General features: G+C 71.3%; 22 protein-coding genes. 16 read left to right on the top strand and 6 right to left on the bottom strand.

What is annotated here, in order from left to right:
- Positions 1–4 precede the first annotated feature (4 nt).
- Both ACGFWE_RS22275 and ACGFWE_RS22270 read left to right on the top strand, forming a co-directional pair.
- On the top strand, positions 5–1453 hold the full coding sequence (locus tag ACGFWE_RS22275; RefSeq protein ID WP_393601160.1) for an alpha-L-fucosidase: 1449 nt from the start codon (positions 5–7) through the stop codon (positions 1451–1453).
- A gap of 5 nt (positions 1454–1458) precedes the next feature.
- A complete protein-coding gene (locus tag ACGFWE_RS22270) occupies positions 1459–2937 on the top strand; it encodes an alpha-N-acetylglucosaminidase N-terminal domain-containing protein (RefSeq protein ID WP_393601158.1) in 1479 nt (492 codons plus the stop codon).
- A gap of 56 nt (positions 2938–2993) precedes the next feature.
- Here the strand turns inward: ACGFWE_RS22270 and ACGFWE_RS22265 are convergent, their stop codons facing one another.
- A complete protein-coding gene (locus ACGFWE_RS22265) occupies positions 2994–3671 on the bottom strand; it encodes a uracil-DNA glycosylase (RefSeq protein WP_352386617.1) in 678 nt (225 codons plus the stop codon).
- Positions 3672–3823: 152 nt separating this feature from the next.
- Between ACGFWE_RS22265 and ACGFWE_RS22260 the strand changes: the two genes are divergently transcribed.
- Both ACGFWE_RS22260 and ACGFWE_RS22255 read left to right on the top strand, forming a co-directional pair.
- Positions 3824–4816 carry an N-acetylglucosamine kinase gene (locus ACGFWE_RS22260; protein WP_393601155.1) on the top strand — a complete coding sequence of 331 codons (993 nt, stop codon included), beginning with the start codon at positions 3824–3826 and terminating at the stop codon, positions 4814–4816.
- Positions 4817–4911: 95 nt separating this feature from the next.
- Complete coding sequence (locus ACGFWE_RS22255) at positions 4912–5835, top strand: hypothetical protein (RefSeq protein ID WP_352386621.1); 924 nt, start codon at positions 4912–4914, stop codon at positions 5833–5835.
- 77 nt (positions 5836–5912) lie between these two features.
- On the opposite strand, the gene ACGFWE_RS22250 is transcribed toward ACGFWE_RS22255, so the two are convergent.
- Both ACGFWE_RS22250 and ACGFWE_RS22245 read right to left on the bottom strand, forming a co-directional pair.
- The gene (locus tag ACGFWE_RS22250) at positions 5913–6944 is read right to left on the bottom strand and encodes a lactonase family protein (RefSeq protein WP_393601153.1); all 1032 of its coding nucleotides are present in this window, start codon (positions 6942–6944) and stop codon (positions 5913–5915) included.
- Between the two features lie 145 nt (positions 6945–7089).
- Positions 7090–8577 carry an FUSC family protein gene (locus ACGFWE_RS22245; protein WP_393601151.1) on the bottom strand — a complete coding sequence of 496 codons (1488 nt, stop codon included), beginning with the start codon at positions 8575–8577 and terminating at the stop codon, positions 7090–7092.
- Positions 8578–8787: 210 nt separating this feature from the next.
- Here ACGFWE_RS22245 and ACGFWE_RS22240 point away from each other — a divergent pair, with 210 nt between their 5' ends.
- On the top strand, positions 8788–9264 hold the full coding sequence (locus tag ACGFWE_RS22240) for an Lrp/AsnC family transcriptional regulator (protein ID WP_352386627.1): 477 nt from the start codon (positions 8788–8790) through the stop codon (positions 9262–9264).
- A gap of 20 nt (positions 9265–9284) precedes the next feature.
- Positions 9285–9974, top strand: a complete 690-nt coding sequence (locus tag ACGFWE_RS22235; protein ID WP_393601149.1) for an HAD family hydrolase — start codon at positions 9285–9287, stop codon at positions 9972–9974.
- A gap of 172 nt (positions 9975–10146) precedes the next feature.
- Here the strand turns inward: ACGFWE_RS22235 and ACGFWE_RS22230 are convergent, their stop codons facing one another.
- Complete coding sequence (locus tag ACGFWE_RS22230) at positions 10147–10644, bottom strand: FBP domain-containing protein (RefSeq protein WP_393601147.1); 498 nt, start codon at positions 10642–10644, stop codon at positions 10147–10149.
- A 70-nt stretch (positions 10645–10714) separates the two neighbouring features.
- Here ACGFWE_RS22230 and ACGFWE_RS22225 point away from each other — a divergent pair, with 70 nt between their 5' ends.
- Both ACGFWE_RS22225 and ACGFWE_RS22220 read left to right on the top strand, forming a co-directional pair.
- Positions 10715–11284 carry a TetR/AcrR family transcriptional regulator gene (locus ACGFWE_RS22225; RefSeq protein WP_393601145.1) on the top strand — a complete coding sequence of 190 codons (570 nt, stop codon included), beginning with the start codon at positions 10715–10717 and terminating at the stop codon, positions 11282–11284.
- Between the two features lie 16 nt (positions 11285–11300).
- On the top strand, positions 11301–12470 hold the full coding sequence (locus ACGFWE_RS22220) for a GDSL-type esterase/lipase family protein (RefSeq protein ID WP_393601143.1): 1170 nt from the start codon (positions 11301–11303) through the stop codon (positions 12468–12470).
- Positions 12471–12574: 104 nt separating this feature from the next.
- Here ACGFWE_RS22220 and ACGFWE_RS22215 read toward each other — a convergent pair whose 3' ends face one another.
- Complete coding sequence (locus ACGFWE_RS22215) at positions 12575–13360, bottom strand: LysR substrate-binding domain-containing protein (protein ID WP_393601141.1); 786 nt, start codon at positions 13358–13360, stop codon at positions 12575–12577.
- A gap of 58 nt (positions 13361–13418) precedes the next feature.
- Between ACGFWE_RS22215 and ACGFWE_RS22210 the strand changes: the two genes are divergently transcribed.
- Entirely contained in the window at positions 13419–13802 is a 384-nt protein-coding gene (locus ACGFWE_RS22210; RefSeq protein WP_352386639.1) for a DUF5997 family protein, read from the top strand.
- Positions 13803–13877: 75 nt separating this feature from the next.
- Positions 13878–16049, top strand: coding sequence for a hypothetical protein (locus ACGFWE_RS22205; protein ID WP_393601139.1), 2172 nt, complete (start codon positions 13878–13880; stop codon positions 16047–16049).
- 263 nt (positions 16050–16312) lie between these two features.
- Here ACGFWE_RS22205 and ACGFWE_RS22200 read toward each other — a convergent pair whose 3' ends face one another.
- Positions 16313–17179, bottom strand: coding sequence for a fructosamine kinase family protein (locus tag ACGFWE_RS22200; protein WP_393601137.1), 867 nt, complete (start codon positions 17177–17179; stop codon positions 16313–16315).
- A gap of 192 nt (positions 17180–17371) precedes the next feature.
- On the opposite strand from ACGFWE_RS22200, the gene ACGFWE_RS22195 reads away from it, so the two are divergent.
- From ACGFWE_RS22195 to ACGFWE_RS22170, 6 genes are all read left to right on the top strand, one after another.
- Positions 17372–18706: an ABC transporter substrate-binding protein gene (locus ACGFWE_RS22195; protein WP_393601135.1), complete on the top strand. Its 1335-nt coding sequence runs from the start codon at positions 17372–17374 to the stop codon at positions 18704–18706.
- Positions 18703–19617: a carbohydrate ABC transporter permease gene (locus ACGFWE_RS22190; RefSeq protein ID WP_393601133.1), complete on the top strand. Its 915-nt coding sequence runs from the start codon at positions 18703–18705 to the stop codon at positions 19615–19617. The genes ACGFWE_RS22195 and ACGFWE_RS22190 overlap by 4 nt, the downstream gene beginning before the upstream one ends.
- Positions 19614–20558: a carbohydrate ABC transporter permease gene (locus ACGFWE_RS22185; RefSeq protein ID WP_393601131.1), complete on the top strand. Its 945-nt coding sequence runs from the start codon at positions 19614–19616 to the stop codon at positions 20556–20558. Before ACGFWE_RS22190 ends, ACGFWE_RS22185 begins: the two co-directional genes overlap by 4 nt.
- 26 nt (positions 20559–20584) lie before the next feature.
- Positions 20585–21493, top strand: coding sequence for a 5-dehydro-4-deoxyglucarate dehydratase (locus ACGFWE_RS22180; RefSeq protein ID WP_393601129.1), 909 nt, complete (start codon positions 20585–20587; stop codon positions 21491–21493).
- Positions 21490–22743, top strand: a complete 1254-nt coding sequence (locus tag ACGFWE_RS22175) for a glucarate dehydratase family protein (RefSeq protein WP_393601127.1) — start codon at positions 21490–21492, stop codon at positions 22741–22743. Before ACGFWE_RS22180 ends, ACGFWE_RS22175 begins: the two co-directional genes overlap by 4 nt.
- Before the next feature lie 310 nt (positions 22744–23053).
- Complete coding sequence (locus ACGFWE_RS22170) at positions 23054–24097, top strand: NAD-dependent epimerase/dehydratase family protein (protein WP_352386655.1); 1044 nt, start codon at positions 23054–23056, stop codon at positions 24095–24097.
- Positions 24098–24143 lie beyond the last annotated feature (46 nt).

Here is a 24143-nt window from a genome sequence, read left to right as displayed (position 1 = left end):
CTCCATGGCAGTCGACCGCAGACACTTCATGACCACCGCGGCCGCCCTGGGCGGCGCGGTGCTGCTCGCCCCGCCCGGCACGGCCCAGGCGCTCACGCAGGGCGCCGTGTCCGGCACGCCGGGCGTCCCCGACTACCGGCCCACCAAGGCCTCCCTCGACACCCACCCGGTGCCGCGCTGGTACAAGGACGCCAAGTTCGGCATCTTCGTCCACTGGGGCATCTACTCGGTGATCGGCGGCGCGACATCGAGAAGCGCCTCCGAGTGGTACCTGTGGTACCAGAGCACCAAGGACACCGCCGAGTGGAAGTACCACCGCGACACCTACGGTGAGAACGTCACCTACGACGACCTCATCCCCCAGTTCAAGGCCGAGAAGTACGACCCCGACGCCTGGGTGAGGCTGTTCGAGCAGGCGGGCGCCGAGTACTTCGCGCTGACCAGCAAGCACCACGACGGATTCGCCCTCTACCCGAGCCAGGTGACGGACCGTCACTCCGTGGCGTATGGCCCGAAGCGTGACCTCGTCGGCGAGCTGATGACCGCGGCCCGCAAGCGCGGCACCGTGCGGCCCGGGTTGTACTACTCGCTCGGCGAGTTCTTCAACCCGGCGATCGGCCGGCCGATGCGCAACTTCTACACCGACCAGGAGATCCCGATGACCGGCTACAAGCCGGTGCAGGACTACGTCGGCGACTACGAGCTCAAGCAGCTGTACGAGATCGTCGACCGCTACGACCCGGAGCTGCTGTGGGCCGACGGACAGTGGTTCCGGCCCACCGGCAACCCGCCGTGGCGCAGCGAGGAACCCATGGCCCACTACTACAACCGGGCCAAGAACCGTAGGCACCCCAAGGGTGTCGTGATCAACGACCGGTTCGACACCCACTTCGACTTCGCGACGTACGAGCAGCGCACCAACCCCACGATGGACCCGCAGAAGTGGGAGTGCTGCATGACCATCGGCTACTCCTGGGGCTACAACAAGCACGAGCCGGACGAGGACTACAAGACGTCCGAGTTCCTGATCCAGCTGCTCGCCGACGTGGTCAGCAAGAACGGCAACCTGCTGCTCAACATCGGCCCCAGGCCGGACGGCACGATCCCCGAGATCATGCAGGAGCGGCTGCGCGACATCGGCGCCTGGCTGAAGGTCAACGGCCCCGCGATCTACGGGTCGACGCCCTGGGTGCGGGCGGAGGAGGAGGGCAGCCCGCTCGGCATCCGCTACACCGTCTCCCCGGGCAAGTTCAACATCATCGTGCTGGGCAGGCCCAGCGGTACCCTCTCGGTGCCCGGCGACATCCCCATCAGCGCCACGTCCCGGGTCCGGCTGCTCGGCACGAGCGGCAGTCTGCGGTGGACCCGCCGTGACGGGAAGATCAACATCACGGTCCCGTCCTCCCTGCCCAGCGACATCGCCAACGTCTTCACCGTCGACTGGGCCCGGTGACTGGCATGGGAATCAGCAACGGTACCCAGTTCGACGCCCTGGGCCCCACCCTCACCGTCACCACGCAGCCGGCCGAGCCGGCCGGTGGTGACACGGTCACCGCCACCGCGGTCCTCACCAACGACTGTCCCTTCCCGCTCCGCAACGCCGTGCTCCATCTGATCAACCCCCGCACCGCTTCGCCTTCAACGACACCAACGAGGGTTACACAGGCGCCTACCGCGACTCGGACGCGGGCCGGGCAGATCACGGTGGAGGGCACCAGTCCCGCCGTGCTGCTCACGGGCCTGCACACCTACCTGCGACGGACCGCGCACGCCTCCGTCTCCTGGACCCGCGTTGTTGTCCGCGCCCTCGGGCATCGCGGCGATACCGGCGAGCGAACTGTCGTTCTTATCACGCCACTTGGGGTACTGCTCCACCCAGTCCGGGGCGTTGGCGCCGATCGGGGTGTGGCCGCCGAAGTTCCAGCGGCGACGATCGACTGGTTCGCCCTGGAGGACCGCTGGGCGCACGCGCACGAGACACACCCGACCAGTCCTCACGGCTCCCCGTACGCCCTGGCCCGCAGGGTGCGCGATCTGCTCGCCGCCACTCCCTACCAGGCGGCCCTCACGGCGGGTGTCGACCGGGGAGCGGTAGCCGAAGGCACGCCCGCGACGGTGACGGTCACTTTCACCAACAGGAACGGGTTCACGGCTTCACGCGGCGTGACCCTCTCCGTCACCGCTCCCGAGGGCTTGGCGGTGAAGGCGCTCGATCCGGTGAGCAAGGCGTCGGTGGCGTCCGGCGCAACGTTCGCCGCTCGCTTCGAGGTCTCGCTGGCGGGTGCGCCTAAGGAACTGGTCGGCCAGGTCGTCGCGGCGGCGGCGTACGCGGGGGGCGGGAAGGCGGTGGCGCCGGTACGGCTGATGGCCGCGGCCGGGGTCGGCGACCCGTATCGCACGGTCTCCTACAACGACGCGGTGTTCGGCCAGGCCGGCGACGAGATCGCCATCGAGGGCGCGGGCGCCGACCTGTGGGGCGGCACCAACGAGTTCGGGGCGGTGTACCGGGCGGGCGGTTACCAGGACGGAACGGTGGGCCAGGTCACGGTCACGTCCCAGGACGCCACCGGAGGGTGGGCACGGGCGGGCCTCATCGTCCGCAACGACCTCGGTACGCAGGGGAGCGCGGGCTATGTGAACCTGGCGATCACACCGTCCAACGGCTGCGCGCTGAGCTGGGACGCGGACGGTGACGGCCGTTTCGACTCGATCGAACTGTCGGGCTCCTTCACCGCCCCGGTGCGGCTGCGGCTGACCCGGTCCGGCGCCTCGTACACCGGTGAGGCCAGCACGGACGGCGTCACCTGGACGACGGTGGGCACGGCCACGCCGTCAGGCGCGGCCGCCGCACAGGACGTCGGGGTCTTCATGACCGCGGCCAACGGCTGGACCGACGGACGGGGCATCGCCACGTTCGACGGATTCACGGTGACCTGATCCCGGTCGGCGGCCCGGCCCTCTCCGCCGCGCGGTGGAGGGGGCCTGCCCGGGGCCTACGGCAGTCGCCAGTCCACCGGCTGGGCACCTTGCTGCAGCAGCAGGTCGTTGGCCCGGCTGAACGGACGCGAGCCGAAGAATCCGCGGTCCGCCGACATCGGCGAGGGATGAGCGGACTCAATGGCCGGAAGGTCTCCCAGGAGCGGCCGCAGATTACGCGCGTCACGCCCCCACAGGATCGACACCAGCGGCTTGCCACGCCCCGCGAGTGCACGTATCGCCTGCTCGGTGACCTCCTCCCAGCCCTGGCCGCGGTGCGCGCCGGGCTTGCGCGGGGCCGTCGTCAGCGCCCTGTTGAGCAGCAGCACGCCCTGCTCGGTCCACGGCGTCAGATCGCCGTTCGAGGGCCGGGGCAGCCCCAGGTCGGAATGCATCTCCCGGAAGATGTTCTCGAGGCTGCCCGGCAGAGAACGCACCTCGGGCGAGACCGCGAAACTCAGACCGATCGCCATCCCCGGTGTCGGGTAGGGGTCCTGACCGACGATCAGGACGCGGACGTCGTCGAAGGGCTGCTGGAAGGCCCGCAGGACATTCGCCCCGGCCGGCAGATAGGTCCGGCCCGCCGCTATCTCGGCCCGGAGGAAGTCCCCCATGGCGGCAATGCGTTCGGCCGCGGGCTCGAGAGCCTTCGCCCAGCCTGCTTCGACAAGTTCGTGCAAGGGTCGTGGTGCCACGGCGCGTCACTCTACTGGCACCCACTGACACCCCGCATGCCCAGGCAAGCCTCCCCGCGCGGGCGGCCCCACGGGCGTTACCCTTCCTCCCCGTCGAGACCTTCGAGCCGCTCGGGCAGAGCACGCGGCCGGTCATCGGGAAGGCGGGGAGCTTGTCACTTCACGGGACCGGTACGGGAGGCGGGTTCCTCGCCGTCGACTCCGGCGGCTCCGGCCTGCGGGTCGTCGTCGGCGCCCCCGGCCGGGGGACCACGGCGCCGCGGGAGTCGCGGGTGCCGGTCCGGACGGGGCCGCGCGGTATCGATCCGGGGCATCTGATGGAGCAACTGGTGCCCATGGTGCGCGCGTTGCTGCCCGAAGCGGGGGTGAGCGGGCTCGGCACCGCCGTCGTCGGGGCGGCCGGTATGGCGACCCTGGGCGATGCCCTGCGGGCCGAGCTTCCCACCGCGCTGGAGCGGGAGTTCGGGGTGCGGACCGTCGCGCTCGTCGCGGACGCGGTGACCGCCTACACCGGCGCTCTCGGATCGCGTCCGGGTGCGGTCGTCGCCGCCGGTACCGGTCTCATCGCGATCGGCACCGACCTCACGTCCTGGCGGCGGGCGGACGGCTGGGGTCATCTGCTGGGCGACTGCGGGAGCGGCGCGTGGATCGGGCGGGCCGGTCTGGAGGCCGCCCTGCGCGCCCACGACGGGCGGCCCGGGGGCTCGGCGGTGCTGCTGGCCCGGGCCGAGGAGGCGTTCGGACCGGTGCGGGAGCTGCCCGGCCGGCTCTATCCGCGCACCGACCGGCCCGCCGTACTCGCCTCCTTCGCGCCCCAAGTGGCGGCCTGCGCCGACAGCGACCCGGTGGCCGGGCGGATCCTGCGCGAGGCGGCCCGGCACATGGCCGAGTCCGCGGCCGCGGTCTGTCCGGCGCGGGGCGAGGCGCATATCAGCCTCACCGGTGGCTTGTTCGCGATGGGTGCCGCCCTCGTCGTACCACTGGAAGAGGAGCTGGAACGGCGGTTGCCGCACGCGCGGCGGGTCCCGGCGGCGGGCGGACCGTTGGAGGGATCCGTACAGATCGCCACAGAACTGGCGCGAAGTTCGCTCACCCTGCCGGGTGATGAGGCGATGCTGTACGTCGTGACCCCAAAGAGGGGCTGAAGCGGACGTAACTCATCAGACAAAACCGGACGGATACCGCTCACCTGCACCCTCCCCGAACAGGGAAGCCCAGGAAGCCAGTAACATGCGTCGCCATGAGCTCCCCCACTGGACCCGCGTCCGGCCTGCCAGTACGAATGCCGCGACCTCGCCAGCCCGGGCGGCACCGCCGACCCGAGCCGCTGGCGGCTCCCGAGGGCGCGCCCGCGCTCGTCCTCGCGGTGCCGGGCACGCCAGGCCCGGCCACGCGCAGCCTCGCCGAGGAGGTCGTGAGCATCGCCCGCTCCGAGCTGCCCGGCCTCGACGCGCGGATCGGGTACCTGGACGGTGACGACTCGGAGTTCCCCACGCTCCAGGCCGTGCTGGCCCACACCGCCGGTGAGCGCACCGCGCGTTACGAGCAGGCCAAGGCCGCCGGCGTGGACGTCAGGGAGCCCGAGGGCCCCGTCGCCGTCGTCGTACCGCTGCTCGCCGGGCCGGACAGCTCGCTGCTGCGCCGGATCCGCCAGGCCGTCATGGACAGCCGGATCGCCTCCGACCTCACCGATGTGCTGGGCCCGCACCCGCTGCTCGCCGAGGCGCTGCACGTGCGTCTGTCGGAGGCCGGGCTGGCCCGCGCCGACCGCGCTCGGCTGTTCGCCGTGACGACCGCCGCGGACGGCATCATCCTCGGCGCGGTGGGTGGCGAGGAGGCCGTGCAGGCGGCCGGGATCACCGGCATGCTGCTCGCCGCGCGGCTGGCCGTGCCGGTCATGGCGGCAGCGCTCGACCAGGACGGCTCGATCGCGTCCATCGCCGATCAGCTGCGGTCCTCCGGTTCGCAGCAGCTGGCACTCGCGCCGTATCTGATAGGACCGGAGATCGACCCCGCGGTGATCGAGGAGGCCGCCAAGGAGGCCGGCTGTTCCGCCGCCGAGCCGCTCGGCCCCTACCCGGCGATCGGCAAGCTCGTCCTCGCCAAGTACACGACCGCACTGGGCATCGCCCCGCAGCAGGTCCAGGGCGCCCCGGTGCGCTGAGCGCGCGCACCGCGACCGCGACACCGAAAGGGCCCGCTCCGTTCCTCGGAGCGGGCCCTTCGGCGTGGCGGCCCGGATCAGCCGAAGATCACGCAGGACGCGGCCGGTACCTCGATCGAGCCCTCGTACCGGGGCAGGCCGGTCGCCGGATCCACGGCGAACCAGGTCACCTCGCCGGAGCGCTCGTTGGCGACGTACAGGAATCCGCCGGACTCCGCGAGGGCGCGGGGCCAGCGGCCGCCGCAGATGACCGTGCCGACCAGGCGCAGGTCGTCGCCCTCGACGGCGAACGTGGACAGGACGTCCTCGCCGCGGGTGGCGGTCCACACGAACCGGCCGTCGGGGGACGTGACAACACCTGACGGGTACGCGTCGCCCGCGGGGGCGCCCGCCAGTACATGGGTCTCGCTCAGGGGCTTCAGCGAGCCGTCCTCGGCGTCCCAGCGGCACACGGTGAGGGTCGGGGTGAGCTCGTTGAGGATGTAGGCACGGGTGCCGTCCGGGTGGAAGGCCAGGTGGCGCGGTCCCGAGCCGGGGCGCAGGGCGATCTCGCGGTGCACGTCGAGCGTGCCGTCCGTCAGGGTGCACACGCGCACGGAGTCCGTGCCGAGGTCGACGCTGACGATCCAGCGCCCGCTCGGGTCGGGCTGCACCTGGTGGGCGTGCGGGCCCTGCTGGCGGGGTGCGTGCGGGCCCGAGCCGGTGTGCCGGAGCACGCCGGAGGGGGCGCCCGCGAGGGAGCCGTCGGGGCGCAGCGGCACGGTGGTGACGCTGCCGGAGCCGTAGTTGGCGGTCAGGACGTGTCCGGCGTGCACGGCGAGGTGCGTGGGCGTGTTCCCGTCCACCGTCACCGGCGGGCCGGCCGGCTCGGGCCGGTCGCCGGTCACCCGGTACGCGGCCACCGCGCCCTCGGCCGTCTCACTGACCGCGTACAGCACGTCCCCGTCGGCCGACAGGGCCAGATACGACGGATCGGGTACGCCGTTCAGGCCGCTCAGCACCTTCAGCGCGCCCGTGTCCGCGGTCACCGCCGCCGTCACGATGCCGGGGCCTCCCGCCGCCGTGAACGACCCGATGTAGGCCCGTCGCCGCCCGCCGCCGTCTGCCACAGTCGTCCCCTCTCGGTCTGTGCCGTTCGGGGCGACGGTAGCAGTCGATCACTACCGGTCTAGACCAACCCGGTGAAATTCACGGGCTCGTCACGGACATGGGGGGCGGGTGGGCCGACTCCTGTGGGTTCAGGCTCCTGTGGGTTCAGGCTCCGACCAGCGGCGAGCCGGTCGGCGTCCGCAGGGGCGCCGCCAGCTCCGCGAGCGCCCGTTCCAGTCCGTACAGATGGGCCAGTGCAGGTTCCTCGGCGGCAGGACGGTCCGCCACCGGGAAGTCCCGGCCGCCCGTGAGTGCCTCCACAGCGGCCTCCACCCGTCGGCACGCGGTGGTCAGGCGGGTGTCGTGCGAGGCCTCCGGGTCTGCGGCGACGGTGACCAGGCCCCGGATCTCCCGGGCGCAGTCGTCGAGGAGGACGAGGACACGGCGGGCGCGGCGCTTGCGGGCCGGCATGGGGTTGAGGGGGTGGACCAGCGGGGCCACCGAAAGGCGGACCCTGCCGAGCAGGTGCTCCAGTTCCGTCACCCGGCCGCCCGGGTCGGCGCCCGGCACTCCCGCGAGGCGGGCCGCGGCCTCGGCGGTGCAGGCGTGGACGCAGCGCAGGGCGCGCTGGATCCAGGCGTCGGTGACGCTGTGGGTGGTGATCGGCAGGACGAACAGCACGGCCAGGACCGCCCCGACCGCGCCCACGCCGGTCTCCGCGAGCCGAAGCGCCAGCAGGCCGGGGTTCAGAACGCCGAGGAGGCCGTAGAGGAGTTCGGCGAGGAGGGTGACCCAGAGCATCATCCAGGTGTACGAGACGGCGGCCGTGTAGAAGATGCCGAAGACACAGACGGCGACCAGGGCGGCCGTGGGCGTCGGCGCTCCGTGCAGGGGTACGGCGACGAGCAGGCCGAGGCCGATGCCGATCACCGTGCCGAGGACACGGCGGAAGCCGCGCACCAGGGTCTCGCCGCGCGAGGCGGTGTTCACGAAGATCCACCAGGTGGCTCCGACGGCCCAGTACCAGCGCTGCCCGGAGACGAGCTGGCCGACGACGAGGGCGAAGCCGGCACCCGCCATGGCCTGGACCGCCTGGCGGGTGGTCGCGCGGGCGAGGCCGGTGCCGGCGGGCTGTGCGGGTACGGGGGCCGGGGGCAGCCGGCGCTCGTAGCACCACAGGCCGAAGCGGACCGTGGCGGCGGTGAGCACGGACAGCAGGAGGGCGGCGTACAGCTCGGGCAGCCGGTCGGTCCTCGCGTGCAGGAACTGCGCCACGAAGAAGGTCATGAACGCGAAGACGCCGAGACTGTGGCCGCGCGGTCCCCAGCGCCGGGCGTACACGCCCGCGCCGACCACGGCGAGGAAGGTGAGGTCGCGGGCGACGGGGTGGTCGTGCAGCCCGGCCGCGGCGGTGAGGACCGGGAGGCCGACGGCGGGCAGCAGGGCGGTGGTGAGCGCCTGCCCCCGGACGGTGGCGTCCGTGACGGTGAACAGGGCGAGCAGTGCGGCGAGGCCGCCGGTGACGGCACCGGCGAGCGAGTGGCCCGCGAGGCCGCACACCACGACGGCGAGACCGATGCCGAGCACCGCCCGCGCGGCGAAGCGCAACCGGACCCGGCCCGGGTCCGGCGCCATGAACACCCTCTTCAGCACGTACCGCCCCCTGCAATCCTCGGACGCCGACTGGACACCGGCATGGAAAAGGCGCCGCGGGGTCCGCAGCGCCATCGACGGGACCATTGCAGCATCCACGCCACTGTCGGCTCAAGCGCGGCCGATTATGCTGGGCCATTGGTACAGCAGCGAGAGTCCTGGAGCGTCCGGCGGCGGGCCAAAGGACCAGGCACGAGGAGGTCGTACGTCATGGCCGTGGACGAGCTCGACACCCGTATCCTGCGGCTGCTGCTGGAGCGGCCACGGACGAGTGTGCGGGAGTACGCGCGGGTCCTCGGGATCGCCCGGGGCACCCTGCAGGCGCGCCTTGACCGGCTGGAGCGGGACGGGGTGATCACCGGCACGGGGCCCTCCCTGTCGCCCGCCGCGCTCGGTCATCCGGTGCTCGCGTTCGTGCACATCGAGGTGACCCAGGGGCGGCTCGACGACGTGGGGGACGCGTTGGCGGCGGTGCCGGAGATCGTCGAGGCGTTCTCGATCGCGGGCGGCGGGGATCTGCTGACGCGGGTCGTGGCCCGGGACAACGCGCACCTGGAGGACGTGATCCAGAAGGTGATCAGTGTGCCCGGAGTGGTGCGGACGCGTACCGAGGTGGCGCTGCGGGAGCGGGTCGCCCACCGGCTGCTGCCCCTGGTCGAGTCGGTCGGGCGCACTGCCCGGAGTTGATCCTTGACATCCTGGAAGCCATGAGCAGGCTCAGCGGCATATCGGTCGTCTTCGATCTCGACGGAACGCTCGTGGACAGCGAGCCGAACTACTACGAGGCGGGTCGGCAGACCCTCGCCGCGCACGGCGTCCCGGACTTCACCTGGACCGACCACGAGCGGTACGTCGGGATCAGCACGCGGGAGACGGTCACGCGGTGGAAGTCGCTGTACGGACTGCGGGCGTCCGTGCCGGAACTCCTCGCGGACAAGAACCGGCGCTATCTGGAGCTGGCCCGCACGGCCACGCGCACGTACCCGGAGATGCGGAAGTTCGTGGAGCTGCTGGCCGCTGAGAACGTGCCGATGGCGGTCGCCTCGGGGTCCTCCCCGGAGGCCATCGACGCGATCCTCGCCGGGACGGGCCTCGACGCGTATCTCCGTACGACCGTCTCGGCCGACGAGGTCGCCCACGGCAAGCCCGCGCCGGACGTCTTCCTGGAGGCGGCCCGTCGGCTCGGCGCCGAGCCGGCCCGCTGCGTGGTCCTGGAGGACGCCACCCCGGGCGCGGCCGCGGCCCACGCCGCCGGGATGCGCTGCATCGCGATCCCGTACGTCCCGGCGCAGGCCGACGCACCGGAGTTCACCCGCGCCGCTCTGCTCCTGCGGGGAGGCCAGGAGGAGTTCACGGCCCGGGCGGCTCTGGACTGGCTGGTGCGGAACGGGAGTTGAACGGTGCCGCACACGTCCGCGGCCGCTCGGAGGGGCACGCCCTACGGCCTCGGTGCCGTTGGACGCCCTCCCGGGTCCCCCCGCCGGAGTTCGCCCATTCGGGACGCAGGGGCCTTCGGGACGCAGGGGCCTTCGGGAGGGACGGGCCTGCAACCACGGCCCGTCCCGCGGCTCACCCGGCGTCCGTCACCTTGGCGACGAAGGCGGCGAGGTTCGTCACCGTCCGCCGGATCTTCTCGTCCGGGGTGAGCGTCTCGTGCAGTCGCGCGCCGGCACCCACGGCCCTCTTCCCGCGCACGTACAGCGAACAGGCCAGGTCGTCGCACATGTACGCCCCGACCGAGTTGCCCTGCTGTCCGGCCCTGCCCGCCTTCGGGGCGACCATCAGGGAGACGCCGCCGGAGTGGGTGGTCAGGCACATCGAGCACATGCTGCGCCGCGCCTGCCGGTAGCCGGCGGCCGCGCCGCGCAGCGCGAGTCCCGTCGGACGGCCGTCCAGGACGGTCACCAGATAGGCGCGGTCAGGGGCCTGCGGATCGCGCCAGCCGAGGTAGTCCAGGTCTTCCCACGGCCGGTCGGCCAGGTCGCGCGGCACGGCCAGCCGCTTCGCCTCGCCCTTGGTGCAGTTCACGAAGGCGGCGCGGATCTCTTTCTCGGTCAACGGTTCCATAAGTCCACGCTAGGTTGCCTAAAAGCTTTAGGCAAATGCATAATCGGTTCTGGCAAACGAGAGGGCGGCTATGGCACGAGTAGGGCTGACGACGGAGCGGCTGGTCCGGGCGGGCGCGGAGCTGGCCGACGAGGTGGGCTTCGAGCAGGTGACCGTCTCGGAGCTCGCCCGGCGGTTCGACGTCAAGGTGGCGAGCCTGTACTCGCACGTGAAGAACTCGCAGGACCTCAAGACCAGGATCGCCCTGTTCGCCCTGGAGGAGCTGGCCGACCTCTCCGCCGACGCGGTGGCCGGGCGGGCCGCCAAGGACGCCCTGACCGCCTTCGCGAACGTCTACCGCGACTACGCCCACGCCCACCCGGGCCGTGCCGCGGCGGCCCGGCTGAGGCTCGACCCGGAGACCGCGGCCGCCAGCGCGGGGGTACGGCACGCGCAGATGATGCGGGCCCTCCTGCGCGGCTACGACCTGCCCGAACCCGAGCAGACCCACGCCGTACGGCTGCTGGGCAGCACCTTTCACGGCTACGCGAGCCTGGAGGGGGCAGGCGGGTTCAGCCACAGCTCCCCCGACTCCGAGGAGTCCTGGACGCGGATCCTGGACGCCCTCGACACGCTCCTGCGCAACTGGCCCACCCGCTGACCGACAGGCTGAGGACATGCCCGACTGGATCACCACCACCGTCACCGCCGAGCTGCTGCGCGGCGCCCTCGATGTGGAGCACACCGAGCACGGGCTGCTGCCGCACCGACTGCCGCCCCGGGCCCGCGCCCAGAACACCGACGACCAGCTGGCCATGGCCGAGTCCCAGCCCGCCGGCGTACGACTGGCCTTCCGCACCCGGGCCACCGCGCTGGAGCTGGACACCCTGCCGACCAAGCGGGCCTACGTCGGCGCCCCGCCCCGGCCGAACGGCGTGTACGACCTGGTGGTCGACGGCCGGCAGGCCGGTCAGGGCAGCGTCCTCGGCGGCAACGTCATCACCGTCGACATGACCACGGGAACGTCCGAGGTCCGGCCCGGATCCCCCGGGACCGTCCGTTTCGACGGGCTGTCGGGCGAGGTCAAGGACGTCGAGATATGGCTGCCGCACAACGAGACCACCGAGCTGATCGCGCTGCGCACCGACGCACCCGTCGAGCCCGCGCCCCGGGGTGAGCGCCCGGTGTGGCTGCACCACGGCAGCTCCATCAGCCACGGCTCGGACGCGGCGAGCCCCACGGGTGTCTGGCCCGCGGTCGCCGCGGCACTGGGCGGCGTGGAGCTGATCAACCTGGGCCTCGCCGGGAGCGCCCTCCTCGATCCGTTCACCGCGCGGGCCGTACGGGACACGGCCGCCGACCTGATCAGCGTCAAGATCGGTATCAACATCGTCAACCACGATGTGATGCGGCTGCGCGCCTTCGGTCCCGCGGTCCACGGCTTCCTCGACACGATCCGCGAGGGCCACCCGGACACGCCCCTGCTGGTCGTCTCGCCCATCCTGTGCCCGATCCACGAGGACACACCGGGGCCCTGCTTCCCGGACATCGGCGAGCTCGGCGAGGGCCGGCTGCGGTTCAGGACACTGGGTGACCCGGCGGAACGCGCGAGCGGGAAGCTGACCCTCCAGGTGATCCGCGAGGAACTGGCCCGGATCGTGAAGCAGCGCGCCGCCGACGACCCGAACCTGCACTACCTCGACGGACGCGAGCTGTACGGCGAGAACGACTCGGCCGAGCTGCCCCTGCCGGACGACCTGCACCCGGACGCGACGACCCACCGGCTGATCGGAGAACGGTTCGCGGGGCTGGTCTTCGGGGCCGACGGGGTGTTCGGCACGGACTGAGCCGCGCTCGCCGGGTGCCGTTGGGCGGACGGGACGGTGGGGCGGGGGGCCGGGGGGGAGGAGAGGGGGCCGGAGGTGGGTAAGGCGCCGGCACCCAGCGAGTCCTACCCCTTGCGCCTCGGCTTCCCCCGTCGCGCGCCCGTGCCCTTCGACCCCCCACCAGTCCCGCCGCGGGAACCCCTGGACGCGCCGGAAGTCCCCTTCGCCGTGCCCTTCCCTGGGGTAGGGGCCTTGGCGCCGCTCTTACCCCTGCCCTTCTTGGGTTCCGGTTCCGGCTGCGTCCGCCCCCGTGTGCTGTTGACCGTCCGGCCGCGGACGATGCCGATGAAGTCCTCGACCAGGTCCGTCGTCGCGTCCTCGCGCCAGGACAGGGCGATGTCGGACTGCGGGGCGTCGGTAACGGGGCGGTAGGTGAGGTCGCGGCGGTGGTGGAGGCGGGCCAGGGACTGGGGGACGACGAGAACGCCGATGTTCGCCGCCACGAGCTCGATCGCGTCCTCCGTGGTGGCCGGGCGTTCGAAAGCCGCTTCGCCGGGCGGCCGGTCCCAGCCGAGGACGTCGTCGAGGGGGTGGAGGACGACCTCGTCGGCGAGATCCTCCAGGGTGACCTCCTCGGCCGCCGTCACCACGTGGTCCTTGGGGACCACCACGACCGTCGCCTCGGTGTAGAGGGGGATCGCGCTGAACACCGTACGGTCGACCGGCAGTCGTACGAACCCCGCGTCCGCGGCCCCGTCGCGCAACCTGTCGGAAACCTCCGCGGCGGTCACCTGGAGGAGCTCCAGGGGGACGTCCGGCAGGCGCTCGTGCCAGATCCGCACCCACTTGGCGGGCGTCACCCCGGGGACGTACGCGAGCCGGAAGGAGCGGGGTTCTGGCGAGTCTGTCACGCGGCAAGGTTACCCACTGTGGTCAGGGGTCCCGTGCGCGGCCGATACCCTGGACCGCATGACGTCGCACCAGAACACCCAGACGATGAAGCCCGCCACCGCGGCGAAGAAGCTGGGTGTGTACCTCCCTGCCACCCCCGCCGAGTTCCAGGAGGGTGTCGTCTCGCGCGCCGAGCTCAACGAACTCCAGGCGAACCCGCCCCAGTGGTTGCAGGACCTGCGACGCAACGGCCCGCACCCCCGCCCGGTCGTCGCCGCGCGGCTGGGCGTCTCCATCGCCGGTCTCGCGCGCGGCGGGGTCACCGAGCCGCTCACCACCGAGCAGATCGAGGCGCTGCGGGACGAGAGCCCCGAGTGGCTGGAGAAGGAGCGCGCCACGCAGGCGGAGGTCCGCAAGGAGGCGGCGCGCATCAAGGAGAAGAAGCAGGACCAGGAGTCCTGACCCCGGGGCCCGCGAAGGCCCGCGGCCCCGAAAACTCCGGTGCGCCGGGTCGAACACCTCTGCGACCATTCCGGCATGGTCCACCGTCTGGAATCCCTGGTCGTTCGGCATGCCCTCCGGCTGCCCGCTCCCGCGGGCCCCGCCGGCGAGGGCGACGTCGCGGCGCGGCAGTTCGACGCCGCGCTGATGTCCGTCGGCTTCAAGTTGTCGGCCGACGCGCTGAGGACGTTGTCGGGGCTGTCCGAGAGCACGGTCCTCGACATCGCCGTGCCCACGCTCGCCACCGTCCGTGAGATGGCCGGCGACCATGTGCGGCACAACGTCTACTTCAAGGACTTCCCGGCGAACGTCCCGGACACCTTCGAGTTCTGGATGCGCTGCGTGCGCGAGGCCCTGGAGGACGGCAAGGCCCGCCCCGGCGTCCTCGCCCAGCTGCGCAAGGGCGTGGTCAACCTGCTCACGCTGCCGTCGTACGGCACCTACCGGCACACGTACGACGAGATGCTCGCCGCGCACGACGAGCTGACGGCCGCGGTCGGCGACCGGATGACCGTCCTGCACCTGGGCGGCGCCCTGGAGGACGAGGTCACCGCCCTGTACCTGGCGCTGGCCGGCAGCAGCACGCCGCTCGGCGACGAACACCTGGCCGATCTCAAGGTGCTGGCCGAGCACTGCGTGGACGGTCCCCAGCCGCAGGCGATCCCGGTGCGGGAGAACCGTGCCGTCGTCAACGAGGCCCGGCTGAGGGCGGGTTCGGGCCTGCTGCTGGACACCGTGACCGATGTGCTGCGGCTGGCCTGCGCGCTGTCGGGCGGGGATGTGTCCCTCCAGGAGCCGACCCGCTTCCGTGCGCTGTCGCGGCCGGTCCGCCGGGCGCTGCTCGCGGGTCTCGACTCGGTCGTGACGGCGGCCCCGGCCAAGCTCGCCGACGTCCTCGCGCACCGTGAGGCCTTCAAGCGGCTCGGCGAGCGCCTGCACCCGCACGAGTACCCGCGGTGGCCGCGTGCCGCCGAGGTGTTCGCCGTCGCCCGGGGCGAGCAGAAGGCGTACCCCTTCGACGCCCGCGTCGAGGCCCTGCTCGGGGCGGACGACGTCACCGGGGCCGCGGAGCTGCTCAGGTCCGCGCCCGGCAGGCTTTTCCGTGCGCTGGACCGGCTGCTGCGCACCGCGCGCACGCAGGAGGAGCGGGACGCCGTGGTGGCCACCGTCGAGCAGACCGCCCCGGAGGTCTCCGGGCGGGTCGTGCTGTCGGTGCGCGAGTACCTGCACAACCGGGCCGAAGAGGCGGGCAGGCAGCGGGTGTTCATCAACCGTCTCGGCCGCGCGCACGTCGCCGACGACACGCGTGCGGCCGTACCGGAGGCGGACCGTGAGCGGCTGATCGCCGCGCTGGACGCGGAGATCGGTCGCCGACTCCCGTCCCCGCAGCGTCTGTTGGTCGACCCCGACATCCTCGACGTGGCGCTTCCGCTCAGCGGTCGGGCGACCTCGGCGGGACTCGGTGTGCTGCCCCGCGGTTCCGTCTCGCGGGTCGACGGGGAGCTGCTGCGGTTCTTCGTGTACTGGAAGCAGAAGGCGCGCGTCACCGACTACGACCTGTCGGCGCTGCTGCTGGACGCGCAGTACGACACGGTGTCGTGGCTGTCGTACACGAATCTCCGCGAGGTGGAGGGCGAGCACTCGGGTGACATCACCAACGCCCCCGACGGCGCTTCGGAGTTCATCAACCTGCGGCTGGGGGCGGTGCGGGGCACGTACATCGTGCCCCAGGTCAACATCTTCTCCGGGGAGCAGTTCGAGGAGGCCGAGGAGTCGTTCTTCGGATTCATGCTGCGCGAGGCCGAGCAGAAGGGGCAGCCCTTCGAGGCGCGGACCGTGCGCATGAAGTCGGAGCTGCGCGGGCCCGGCCGGGTGGCGCTGCCGCTGGCGTTCCGGCGTGCGGACGACGGGAGTTGGCACGCCAAGTGGCTGCACCTGTATCTGAAGGGTCGTCCGGCGTACAACCGCGTCGAGGGCAACCAGGCGTCGGTGGCGACGCTGCTGCGCGCCATCGTGGAGCGGGAGCAGCTGACGGTCGGGTATCTGACCGGGCTGATGGCGAACGGCGGTACGGACGTGGCGCCTTGGGACGCCGAGTCGGTGCCGGACGTGCCCGTGACGTACATCGGCCTGGAGCGTCCCGAGGGGCTGCACCCGGACTCGGTGGTCATCACCCCGGAAAATCTGCGCGACTTGATCCCCGAGTGACTGTTAGCGTGTGTCGTGGCGAGGCCATGAAGGGGCTTCCTTCTCACCGGTTTCATCACCGGGCCTCCAAAGCTCCAGCCCTTTCGCTTTCCTCGCCGCCGACATCGCACCGGGCGGCATCCGCGGGTCACCGCGGCCGTGGCGCCCGGGGCGAGGCCATGAGGAAGCTTCCTTCTCAGCGACTGCCCCTCGGGGCGTGACATCAGCTCCCTCGCTTTCCTCGCCTGCGATGTCACAGGCTCAGGCGGCCCGGACCGGTGCACTCACCGTTCCAGGGCCGCCTTCGCCGTGCTGAGGGCTTGTTCGGCGTATCCCCGCCCGAACAGCACGGCGTGCACCAGCAGCGGGAAGAGCTGGTGGAGCCCGGTGCGGTCGGACCAGCCTTCGGCGAGCGGTGCCACCTGCTCGTAGCCGCGCAGCACCTCGTCCAGGTGCGGGCAGCCGAAGAGGTGGAGCATCGCGAGGTCGGTCTCGCGGTGGCCGCCGTGCGCGGCCGGGTCGATCAGCCGGGCGTGGCCGTCGGCGCCCCACAGCACGTTGCCGTTCCACAGGTCGCCGTGCAGCCGGGCCGGGGGTTCGGCGGGGCCCGCGAGACCGGGCAGCCGTGCGCAGAACCGCTCGATCACCTCGGCCTCCGCGACCGTGATCGTGCCGCCGTCCACCGCGCGCCGCAGATAGGGCAGCACCCGGTGCTCGGCGTACCACTCCGGCCACTCGGCGCCTTCGGCGTTCCGCATCGGGGCTCGCCCGATGTAGGCCTCCCGGGGACCACCGGGCGGCGCGGAGCCGAAGGCGGGCGCCCCGGCGAGGTGCAGCCCGGCCAGCGCCCGGCCCAGAGCGAGCGCCGCCTCCCGGTTCGGCCGACCCCGCTCGATCAGGTCGGTCACCAGCCAGGGGCCGTCCTGACCGTGCAGGGTCGGCACCCTGACCGTGCCGGCCTCGGCCAGCCAGCGCAGCCCCGCCACCTCCGCCCGCGCCTCCTCAGGACTGTCGGCTCGCTTCACCATCACCGACCGGCCGTCGTCGAGGGCCACTTCGGTCAGCGCGCCGGACAGCGGGCCCTCATCCGTCGTCGTACGGCCGGTGAGCCGCGCCGCCACCGCACCCGGGCTCTCGCCTCGGTCGTCCATCCGCGCCTCCTCGACCACTCGCGCCACTGTCTCCACACCAGCGTGCCCCGATGGGCCCTTGCACAGCCTCTGTGAAGACTCCCAGCCATGTCTTGACATATGGAAGAAACAATCCGTAACTTGGCCGATCATTTAGATGCGTGAAGAGAGTTCACGTATATGAATGGCCATGAACAGGAACGGAGAGTGTCCATGGGCGATCGCCGACGACGACGCCGCCTGGCCGCGGCGGCCACCGTCGCGGGAATGATGTTCGCAACGGCCGCCTGTGGTTCCGGCTCCGACAGCGCGGGCAGCAGCGATCCGAACACGCTGGAGGTCTGGACCCGGAGCAATCCGGACTCGGCCGCCACCTACGACCGGGTCTTCGCCGCCTTCACCAAGAAGACCGGCATCAAGATCGACTACCAGCCGGTCATCAACTTCGACCAGCAGCTCCAGAGCCGGGCCTCCACCAAGGACCTGCCGGACGTCATGATCAACGACACGGCGTTGATGGGCAGTTACCAGAGCCAGGGCCTGCTCAAGCCCATCGACCCCGCGTCGGTCGCGGGCGGCGACGAGATCACCGCCAAGTCCTGGTCCTTCACCGTGGGCATCGACGGCAAGCACTACGGCATCCCCTACTCCCGTCAGGCCCAGGCCCTGATGATCAGGACCGACTGGCTGAAGAAGCTGGGGCTGAAGGCGCCGACGACCTGGCAGCAGATGCTCTCCGTCGCCAAGGCCTTCGCCACCGAGGACCCCGACGGCGACGGCAAGGCCGACACGTACGGCATGGTCGCGCCGGCCAGCGCCCAGAACGGCTACGCGGCCTGGTGGGGCGCGAGCTTCCTGTGGCAGGGCGGCGCGAAGATCATCGAGCCGGACGGCAAGGGGAAGTACACCCCGGCCATGGACTCGGCCGCCGCGGTGAACGCCGTGACCTGGATGAAGGACAACCTCTTCTGCGGCAGCAAGGGTGTCGTCCAGCCCGGCGCGATCACCGCCGTGACGGCGACGGCCACCAACTTCCAGGACGGCAACGCCGGAATGTACATGACCGGCCCGTACAACATCACCACCTTCGACACCACGCCCGGCAAGGAAACCTACGAGGTCGTCCCCGCCCCGGCGGGCCCGGCCGGCGGTGATGTGCTGGCCGACGGCGAGAACGTCTACCTCGGCGCCAAGACCGGCAAGGACCGGCAGGAGCTGGCGCTGGCCTCGTTCCTGGTCTCGCCCGAGGGCCAGAAGATCGCCATGACCAGCGTCGACGGCCACCAGCCGGTCGTCCGCATCCCCGTCAACTCCACGCTGGACGCGGCGAAGGTCAGGAACGACGCCCGCTGGAGTGTCGTACAGAAGGCCTACGAGGACGCCTCCGAGCAGTTCCCGAACGCGCCGGACTTCGCCCCGATCAAGCAGGACACCGCCGACGCGCTGAACTCGATGTTCACGTACTGCGGCGGTGACGTCCGCTCCCAGCTCAAGGAGCTCAACGACACGCTCGCCGGTGACCTCAAGGACCAGGACCTGCTGAAATGACCGCTACCGTCCCCGCCGCACGGAGCGGCTTCACCAAGAAGACCGTCAACAAGAGGGCCGTCGTGCCCTGGCTCTTCCTGGCTCCGGGGCTGCTGCTCGCCCTGGTCTTCAAGTTCTGGCCGATGGCCAAGGGCATCTGGCTCAGCTTCTTCGACGTCAGGCCCTTCCTCGGTGACAGGTGGATCGGCCTCGACAACTACACGAGGGTCCTGACCGACCACCGCTTCCAGGACGCGATCGGGCACACCCTGATCCTGGGCATCGGCCAGGCGGTCGGTGCGATCCTGCTCGGGTTCGCCCTCGCGCTGCTGCTGGAGGGCCAGGCCCGCTCGCTGAAGTTCCTCCGCACCGCCGTCTTCCTGCCCGCCGTCACGGCCACCGCGGTGGTCGGCGAGCTGTGGCGGCTGATGTACTACCCGACCTCCGACGGCCTCCTCAACAGCGGCCTGCACCTCCTCGGGCTCGGGCCGGTCCAGTACCTCGACAACCCGGACATCGCCCTGTACTCGACGATGGTGATGGGCATCTGGATCTGGGCCCCCTACAACATGGTGATCTTCCTGGCCGGTCTCGCGGGTGTGGACCGCTCGCTGTACGAGGCCGCGGCGATGGACGGCGTCTCGCTGTGGCAGCGGCTGCGCTTCGTCACGCTTCCCGCGATCCGTCCGGCACTCATGATCGTGCTCACGCTCGCCACCATCCGCGGACTGCGGGTGTTCACCGAGGTCTACGTCCTCACCGGCGGCGGCCCCGCCGGGTCCACCGACGTCTGGATGACCCGCGCCTACACCCTCGGCTTCACCCGCAACGACATCGGCGGCGCCTCCGCGGCCTCGGTCGTGCTGCTCTGCGTGACCCTCCTGCTCACCGTCATGGTCAACCACCTCCGCACGAGGGGAGAAGCGCGATGAGCGCCCCCGTCATCGACTCCGTCCGGCCGGCGGCCCCTGACACCCCGGCCGGACGGACCACCAGGACGCAGCGGACCACCCCGGCCCGCTTCGACACCGCCCTCGGCTGGAACGACAGGCCCGGACTCGCGTGGGGTCTCAGGATCCTGCTCTGCGCGATCGCCCTGGCGGTCTTCGCGGCGCCGTTCCTCACCATCTTCTCGGGCGCCTTCACCACCAACCCCAGCGGCTCCTCGCTGTCGTTCCTGCCGCACGACAGCACACTGCTCAACTTCAGGGTGGCGGGCGAGCGCGGCATCTGGGACTACCTCGGCAACTCGCTCGTCATAGCGGGCGGCGGGCTGCTGCTCCAGCTCGCGGTGTGCACGCTGGCCGCGTACGCGCTGGCCCGGCACCGGTTCCGCGGCCAGGCGCTGATCATGATGCTGTTCATGATGACGCTGATGCTCCCCGAGGAGGTCATCGCGATCCCGCTGTCCCTGGTCCTCGGTGACGTGCCCGTGGTCCACGTGGACCTCAAGGGCACGGTCTGGGGCGTCATCCTGCCGCTGGGTGCCTGGGGCTTCTCGGTGATGATGCTGACCGAGTTCATGCGGGACATCCCCGCCGAGATAGAGGAGGCGGCACGCCTCGACGGCGTCGGCGAACTGCGGATGCTGTGGCAGATCGTCCTGCCGTTGTGCAAGCCCGCGCTCGGCGTGGCGGGCGTCCTCGGCTTCATCATGATCTGGGACCAGTACCTGCTGCCGCTGATCGCCTCCAAGGACCCCACCGACTACACGGTCACCGTCGCCCTGTCCATCCTGCGCACCGACCCCGAGGTCGGCTCCGGGGTGGTGCTGGCCGGTGCGGTCATCGCCCTGATCCCCAGTCTGATCGTCTATCTGCTCCTCCAGCGCTCCCTGGTCACCGGCATCGCCGCCGGTGCCACGAAGGGCTGACCCGACCCCCCACGTTTGAGGGAGACATGAAGTTCCAAGGAGTGCTGTTCTTCCCGGTGACGCCGTTCACCGCGGACGGCTCGCTGGACGAGGAACGGCTCGCCCAGCACATCGCCGGCGGCGTCGCGGCCGGTGCGGGCGGTGTGTTCGTCGCCTGCGGCACCGGTGAGTTCCACGCGCTGACGCCCGACGAGATCGAGCGGGCCACCCGGGTCGCGGTCGAGACGACCGCCGGCCGGGTGCCGGTCCTGGCCGCGGCGGGCGGCCCCACCCCGGTCGCCCGCGACCACGCGGCCCGTGTCGCCCGCGCGGGCGCCGACGGCATCCTGCTGCTCCCGCCCTATCTGGTGACGGCCCCGCAGCAGGGCCTGGTCCGTTACGTGGCGGAGGTCACCGCCGCGAGCGACCTGCCCGTCGTCTTCTACCAGCGCGGCACCGCCCGCCTCACCGCGGAGACGGCCGCCCAGATCGCCGCACTGCCCAAGGTCGTCGGCCTGAAGGACGGCCTCGGCGACATCGAGCGGATGCACCGCATCGTGCGCGCGGTACGGGCCGTACCGGGCACGGAGGACTTCCAGTTCTTCAACGGCCTGCCCACGGCGGAGATGACCGCGCCCGCGTATCGGGGCATCGGCGTCCCGCTGTACTCCTCCGCCGTGTTCGCCTTCGCACCCGAGATCGCGCTCGCCTTCCACCGGGCGCTCGCCTCCGACGACGCGGCTCTGGTCAACACGCTCCTCGACGAGTTCTACGGCCCCCTCGTCCGGCTCCGCGACGAGGTACCGGGGTACGCCGTGGCGTTGGTCAAGGCAGGAGTGGCCCTGCGTGGCCTGGACGTGGGTGGCGTACGGGCGCCCCTGGTCGACCCCACCCCGGAGCACGTCGCACGGCTGTCCAAGCTCATCGACCACGGCCTGGAGGTGGTCGGCGCATGAGCGACCCGACTCGGATCAGGGAGTTGATCGTCACGCCGATCGCCTTCCGCGACCCGCCGCTGCTCAACTCCAACGGCGTGCACGAGCCCCTCGCCCTGCGGATCATCCTCCAACTGGTGCTGGAGGACGGCACGGTAGGCCTCGGCGAGTCACCGGGCGGTATCGCCCGCCTGGAGCGACTCGAGGCCGCCGCGAAGGTCGTCGTCGGCATGGACGTCTTCGACACGACCGCCGTCGGCGCCGCGATCGACGCCGCCCTGCTGCCGACGGTGCCTTCGAGCCACGAACGCGGCTGGACGACCTCCGCCGTGGAGGTGGCCTGCCTCGACGCCCAGGGCAAGCTGATCGGCCGCCCGGTCAGCGACCTGCTCGGCGGGACGGTCCGGGATTCGGTGCCGTTCGCCGCGTACCTCTTCTACAAGTGGGCCGAGCACCCGGCCCTCGACGGCCGCGCCGCCGTCGGCGACGACTGGGGCGCGGCCCTGGACCCGGCCGGAATCGTGGAGCAGGCCCGGCTGATGCAACAGCGGTACGGATTCAGATCGTTCAAGCTCAAGGGCGGTGTCTTCCCGCCCGACGAGGAGATCGCCGCGATCAGGGCGCTCGCGGAGGCCTTCCCGGGGCAGCCGCTGCGCCTGGACCCCAACACGGCCTGGACGGTGGAGACGTCGAAGTACGTCGCCCGTGAACTCGACGGTGTCCTGGAGTACTTGGAGGACCCGACCAAGGGCATCGAGGGCATGGCCGCGGTGGCACAGGACGCGCCGATGCCGCTGGGCACCAACATGTGCGTGATCGCCTGGGAGCACCTGAAGCCGGCGATCGAGCAGAACGCGATCCAGGTCCTCCTCACCGACCACCACTACTGGGGCGGCCTGCGCCGCACCCGCGAACTGGCCGCGGTCTGCGAGGTGTTCGGCCTCGCCCTCTCGATGCACTCCAACTCGCACCTGGGCATCAGCCTCGCCGCCATGACCCACGTGGCCGCGGCGATCCCGAACCTCGACCACTCCTGCGACACGCACTACCCGTGGAACTCGGCGGACGACGTCATCCTCCCCGGTGTCCTGGAGTTCCGCGACGGCGAGGTCAAGGTACCGACGGGCCCCGGCCTCGGTGTGGAACTCGACCACGAGGCCCTGGACCGGCTGCACCGCCTCTACATCGACTCGGGCGTACGCAGCCGCGACGACACCGGATACATGCGGCGATTCCAGCCGGACTACGAACTCCGGCTGCCTCGTTGGTGACAGGGCCCTCTTGAGGCAGGGCGCCCGGCGAACCCCGGGTGCCCTGCCCACCGCCGCTGATGCGGACCAGGCGGGCAGTACAGGTGTGCGCCACCCCCGCACAGGCTCAGGTGAGGCCGCCCCAGTTCTGCGTTCCCCAGTGCAGGACCGCAGGGCGACGCTCGCGAGAAGGTCTCCTGCAACCATGCGATGGACCAGGCGTACGCCGCGGTGTACCGCTGGTGGATGGAGTGATCCGCCGAGCCCAACCACCTCCCGCTGAAGATCCGCCGGTGCTTCAATGTCACCCCCTGGGTGGAGGAGCGAGGGCATGGGCGGAGTCCTGGTGACCGGTGGCAGCGGTTTCGTCGGCAGCCATCTGGTACGGCGGCTGCTGGAGCGGGGTTACGAGGTGCACGCCACCGTGCGCAGTTTCGCGAACTCGGCGAAGGTGCGCCCGCTGCGGGACATGCAGGGCCAATTCCCCGGCAGGCTCACGCTGTTCGAGGCGGACCTCCTCAAGGAGGGCTCCTTCGACGAGGCCATGGCGGGCTGCCGCGTGGTCTTCCATGTGGCCTCGCCGTTCTTCATGCCGGAGAAGATCAAGGACGGCCGGAAGGACATGGTCGACCCGGCCCTGACCGGCACCCGCAACGTCCTGGCCGGCATCGAACGGACGCCGTCGGTGGAGCGACTGGTCCTCACCTCCACGGTCGGTGCGATCTTCGGCGACTACTCCGACGTACGGGACATGGACGGGCAGATCCTGTCCGAGGAGTACTTCAACACCAGCAGCACGGTGGAGAACAACCCGTACCACTACGCCAAGACGGTCGCCGAGCGCGCGGCCTGGGACGCGGAGGCCGCGCAGGACCGCTGGCGCATGGTGTCCGTCAACCCCGGCCTGATCCTGGGCCCTTCCCTCGCACCCGCCTCCGAGTCCGGCAGCCTCTTCCTCCTGGAGGAGCTCTTCAAGGGCTACTTCTTCTACGGCGCCCCCGACTTCAGCTTCACCACGGTCGACGTCCGTGACGTGGCCGACGCGCACATCGCGGCGGCGGAGAAGCCCGACGCGAAGGGCCGTTACATCCTGGCCGCGGAGACGATGACGTCTTTCCACGAGATGTCCCGCATCATCCGCACCCGGTACCCCCGCGGCCTGCGCATCCCGCGCACCGCGCTCCCCCACTGGCCGGTACGCGTCCTGGGCCCCGCCTTCGGGCTCACCCAGGACTACATCCAAAAGCACCTCGGCATCCGCTTCCGCGTGGACAACAGCCGCAGCGTGCACGAACTGGGCATCGTCTACCGCCCGGTCGAGGAGACGGTCCTCGACCACTACGAAGCATGGCGTGCACAACGCGGCAAGCACTGATCCTCACCGGGAGCAGCGGCTCCTACGCGACGAAGGTCACAGTTAC

It is taken from the genome of Streptomyces sp. NPDC048523, assembly GCF_043199815.1.
GTDB lineage: Bacteria > Actinomycetota > Actinomycetes > Streptomycetales > Streptomycetaceae > Streptomyces.
Note: the sequence above shows the minus strand (reverse complement) of the source record. Positions and strands in the feature narration are given on the sequence as shown.

What these genes read in the sequence shown, in the direction of transcription:
- ACGFWE_RS22275 (WP_393601160.1), top strand. Translation starts at nt 5, where the DNA reads ATGGCAGTCGACCGCAGACACTTCATGACCACCGCGGCCGCCCTGGGC.
- ACGFWE_RS22270 (WP_393601158.1), top strand. Translation starts at nt 1,459, where the DNA reads ATGGGAATCAGCAACGGTACCCAGTTCGACGCCCTGGGCCCCACCCTC.
- ACGFWE_RS22255 (WP_352386621.1), top strand. Translation starts at nt 4,912, where the DNA reads ATGAGCTCCCCCACTGGACCCGCGTCCGGCCTGCCAGTACGAATGCCG.
- ACGFWE_RS22240 (WP_352386627.1), top strand. Translation starts at nt 8,788, where the DNA reads ATGGCCGTGGACGAGCTCGACACCCGTATCCTGCGGCTGCTGCTGGAG.
- ACGFWE_RS22235 (WP_393601149.1), top strand. Translation starts at nt 9,285, where the DNA reads ATGAGCAGGCTCAGCGGCATATCGGTCGTCTTCGATCTCGACGGAACG.
- ACGFWE_RS22230 (WP_393601147.1), bottom strand. Translation starts at nt 10,644, where the DNA reads ATGGAACCGTTGACCGAGAAAGAGATCCGCGCCGCCTTCGTGAACTGC.
- ACGFWE_RS22225 (WP_393601145.1), top strand. Translation starts at nt 10,715, where the DNA reads ATGGCACGAGTAGGGCTGACGACGGAGCGGCTGGTCCGGGCGGGCGCG.
- ACGFWE_RS22220 (WP_393601143.1), top strand. Translation starts at nt 11,301, where the DNA reads ATGCCCGACTGGATCACCACCACCGTCACCGCCGAGCTGCTGCGCGGC.
- ACGFWE_RS22210 (WP_352386639.1), top strand. Translation starts at nt 13,419, where the DNA reads ATGACGTCGCACCAGAACACCCAGACGATGAAGCCCGCCACCGCGGCG.
- ACGFWE_RS22205 (WP_393601139.1), top strand. Translation starts at nt 13,878, where the DNA reads ATGGTCCACCGTCTGGAATCCCTGGTCGTTCGGCATGCCCTCCGGCTG.
- ACGFWE_RS22200 (WP_393601137.1), bottom strand. Translation starts at nt 17,179, where the DNA reads ATGGACGACCGAGGCGAGAGCCCGGGTGCGGTGGCGGCGCGGCTCACC.
- ACGFWE_RS22195 (WP_393601135.1), top strand. Translation starts at nt 17,372, where the DNA reads ATGGGCGATCGCCGACGACGACGCCGCCTGGCCGCGGCGGCCACCGTC.
- ACGFWE_RS22190 (WP_393601133.1), top strand. Translation starts at nt 18,703, where the DNA reads ATGACCGCTACCGTCCCCGCCGCACGGAGCGGCTTCACCAAGAAGACC.
- ACGFWE_RS22185 (WP_393601131.1), top strand. Translation starts at nt 19,614, where the DNA reads ATGAGCGCCCCCGTCATCGACTCCGTCCGGCCGGCGGCCCCTGACACC.
- ACGFWE_RS22180 (WP_393601129.1), top strand. Translation starts at nt 20,585, where the DNA reads ATGAAGTTCCAAGGAGTGCTGTTCTTCCCGGTGACGCCGTTCACCGCG.
- ACGFWE_RS22175 (WP_393601127.1), top strand. Translation starts at nt 21,490, where the DNA reads ATGAGCGACCCGACTCGGATCAGGGAGTTGATCGTCACGCCGATCGCC.
- ACGFWE_RS22170 (WP_352386655.1), top strand. Translation starts at nt 23,054, where the DNA reads ATGGGCGGAGTCCTGGTGACCGGTGGCAGCGGTTTCGTCGGCAGCCAT.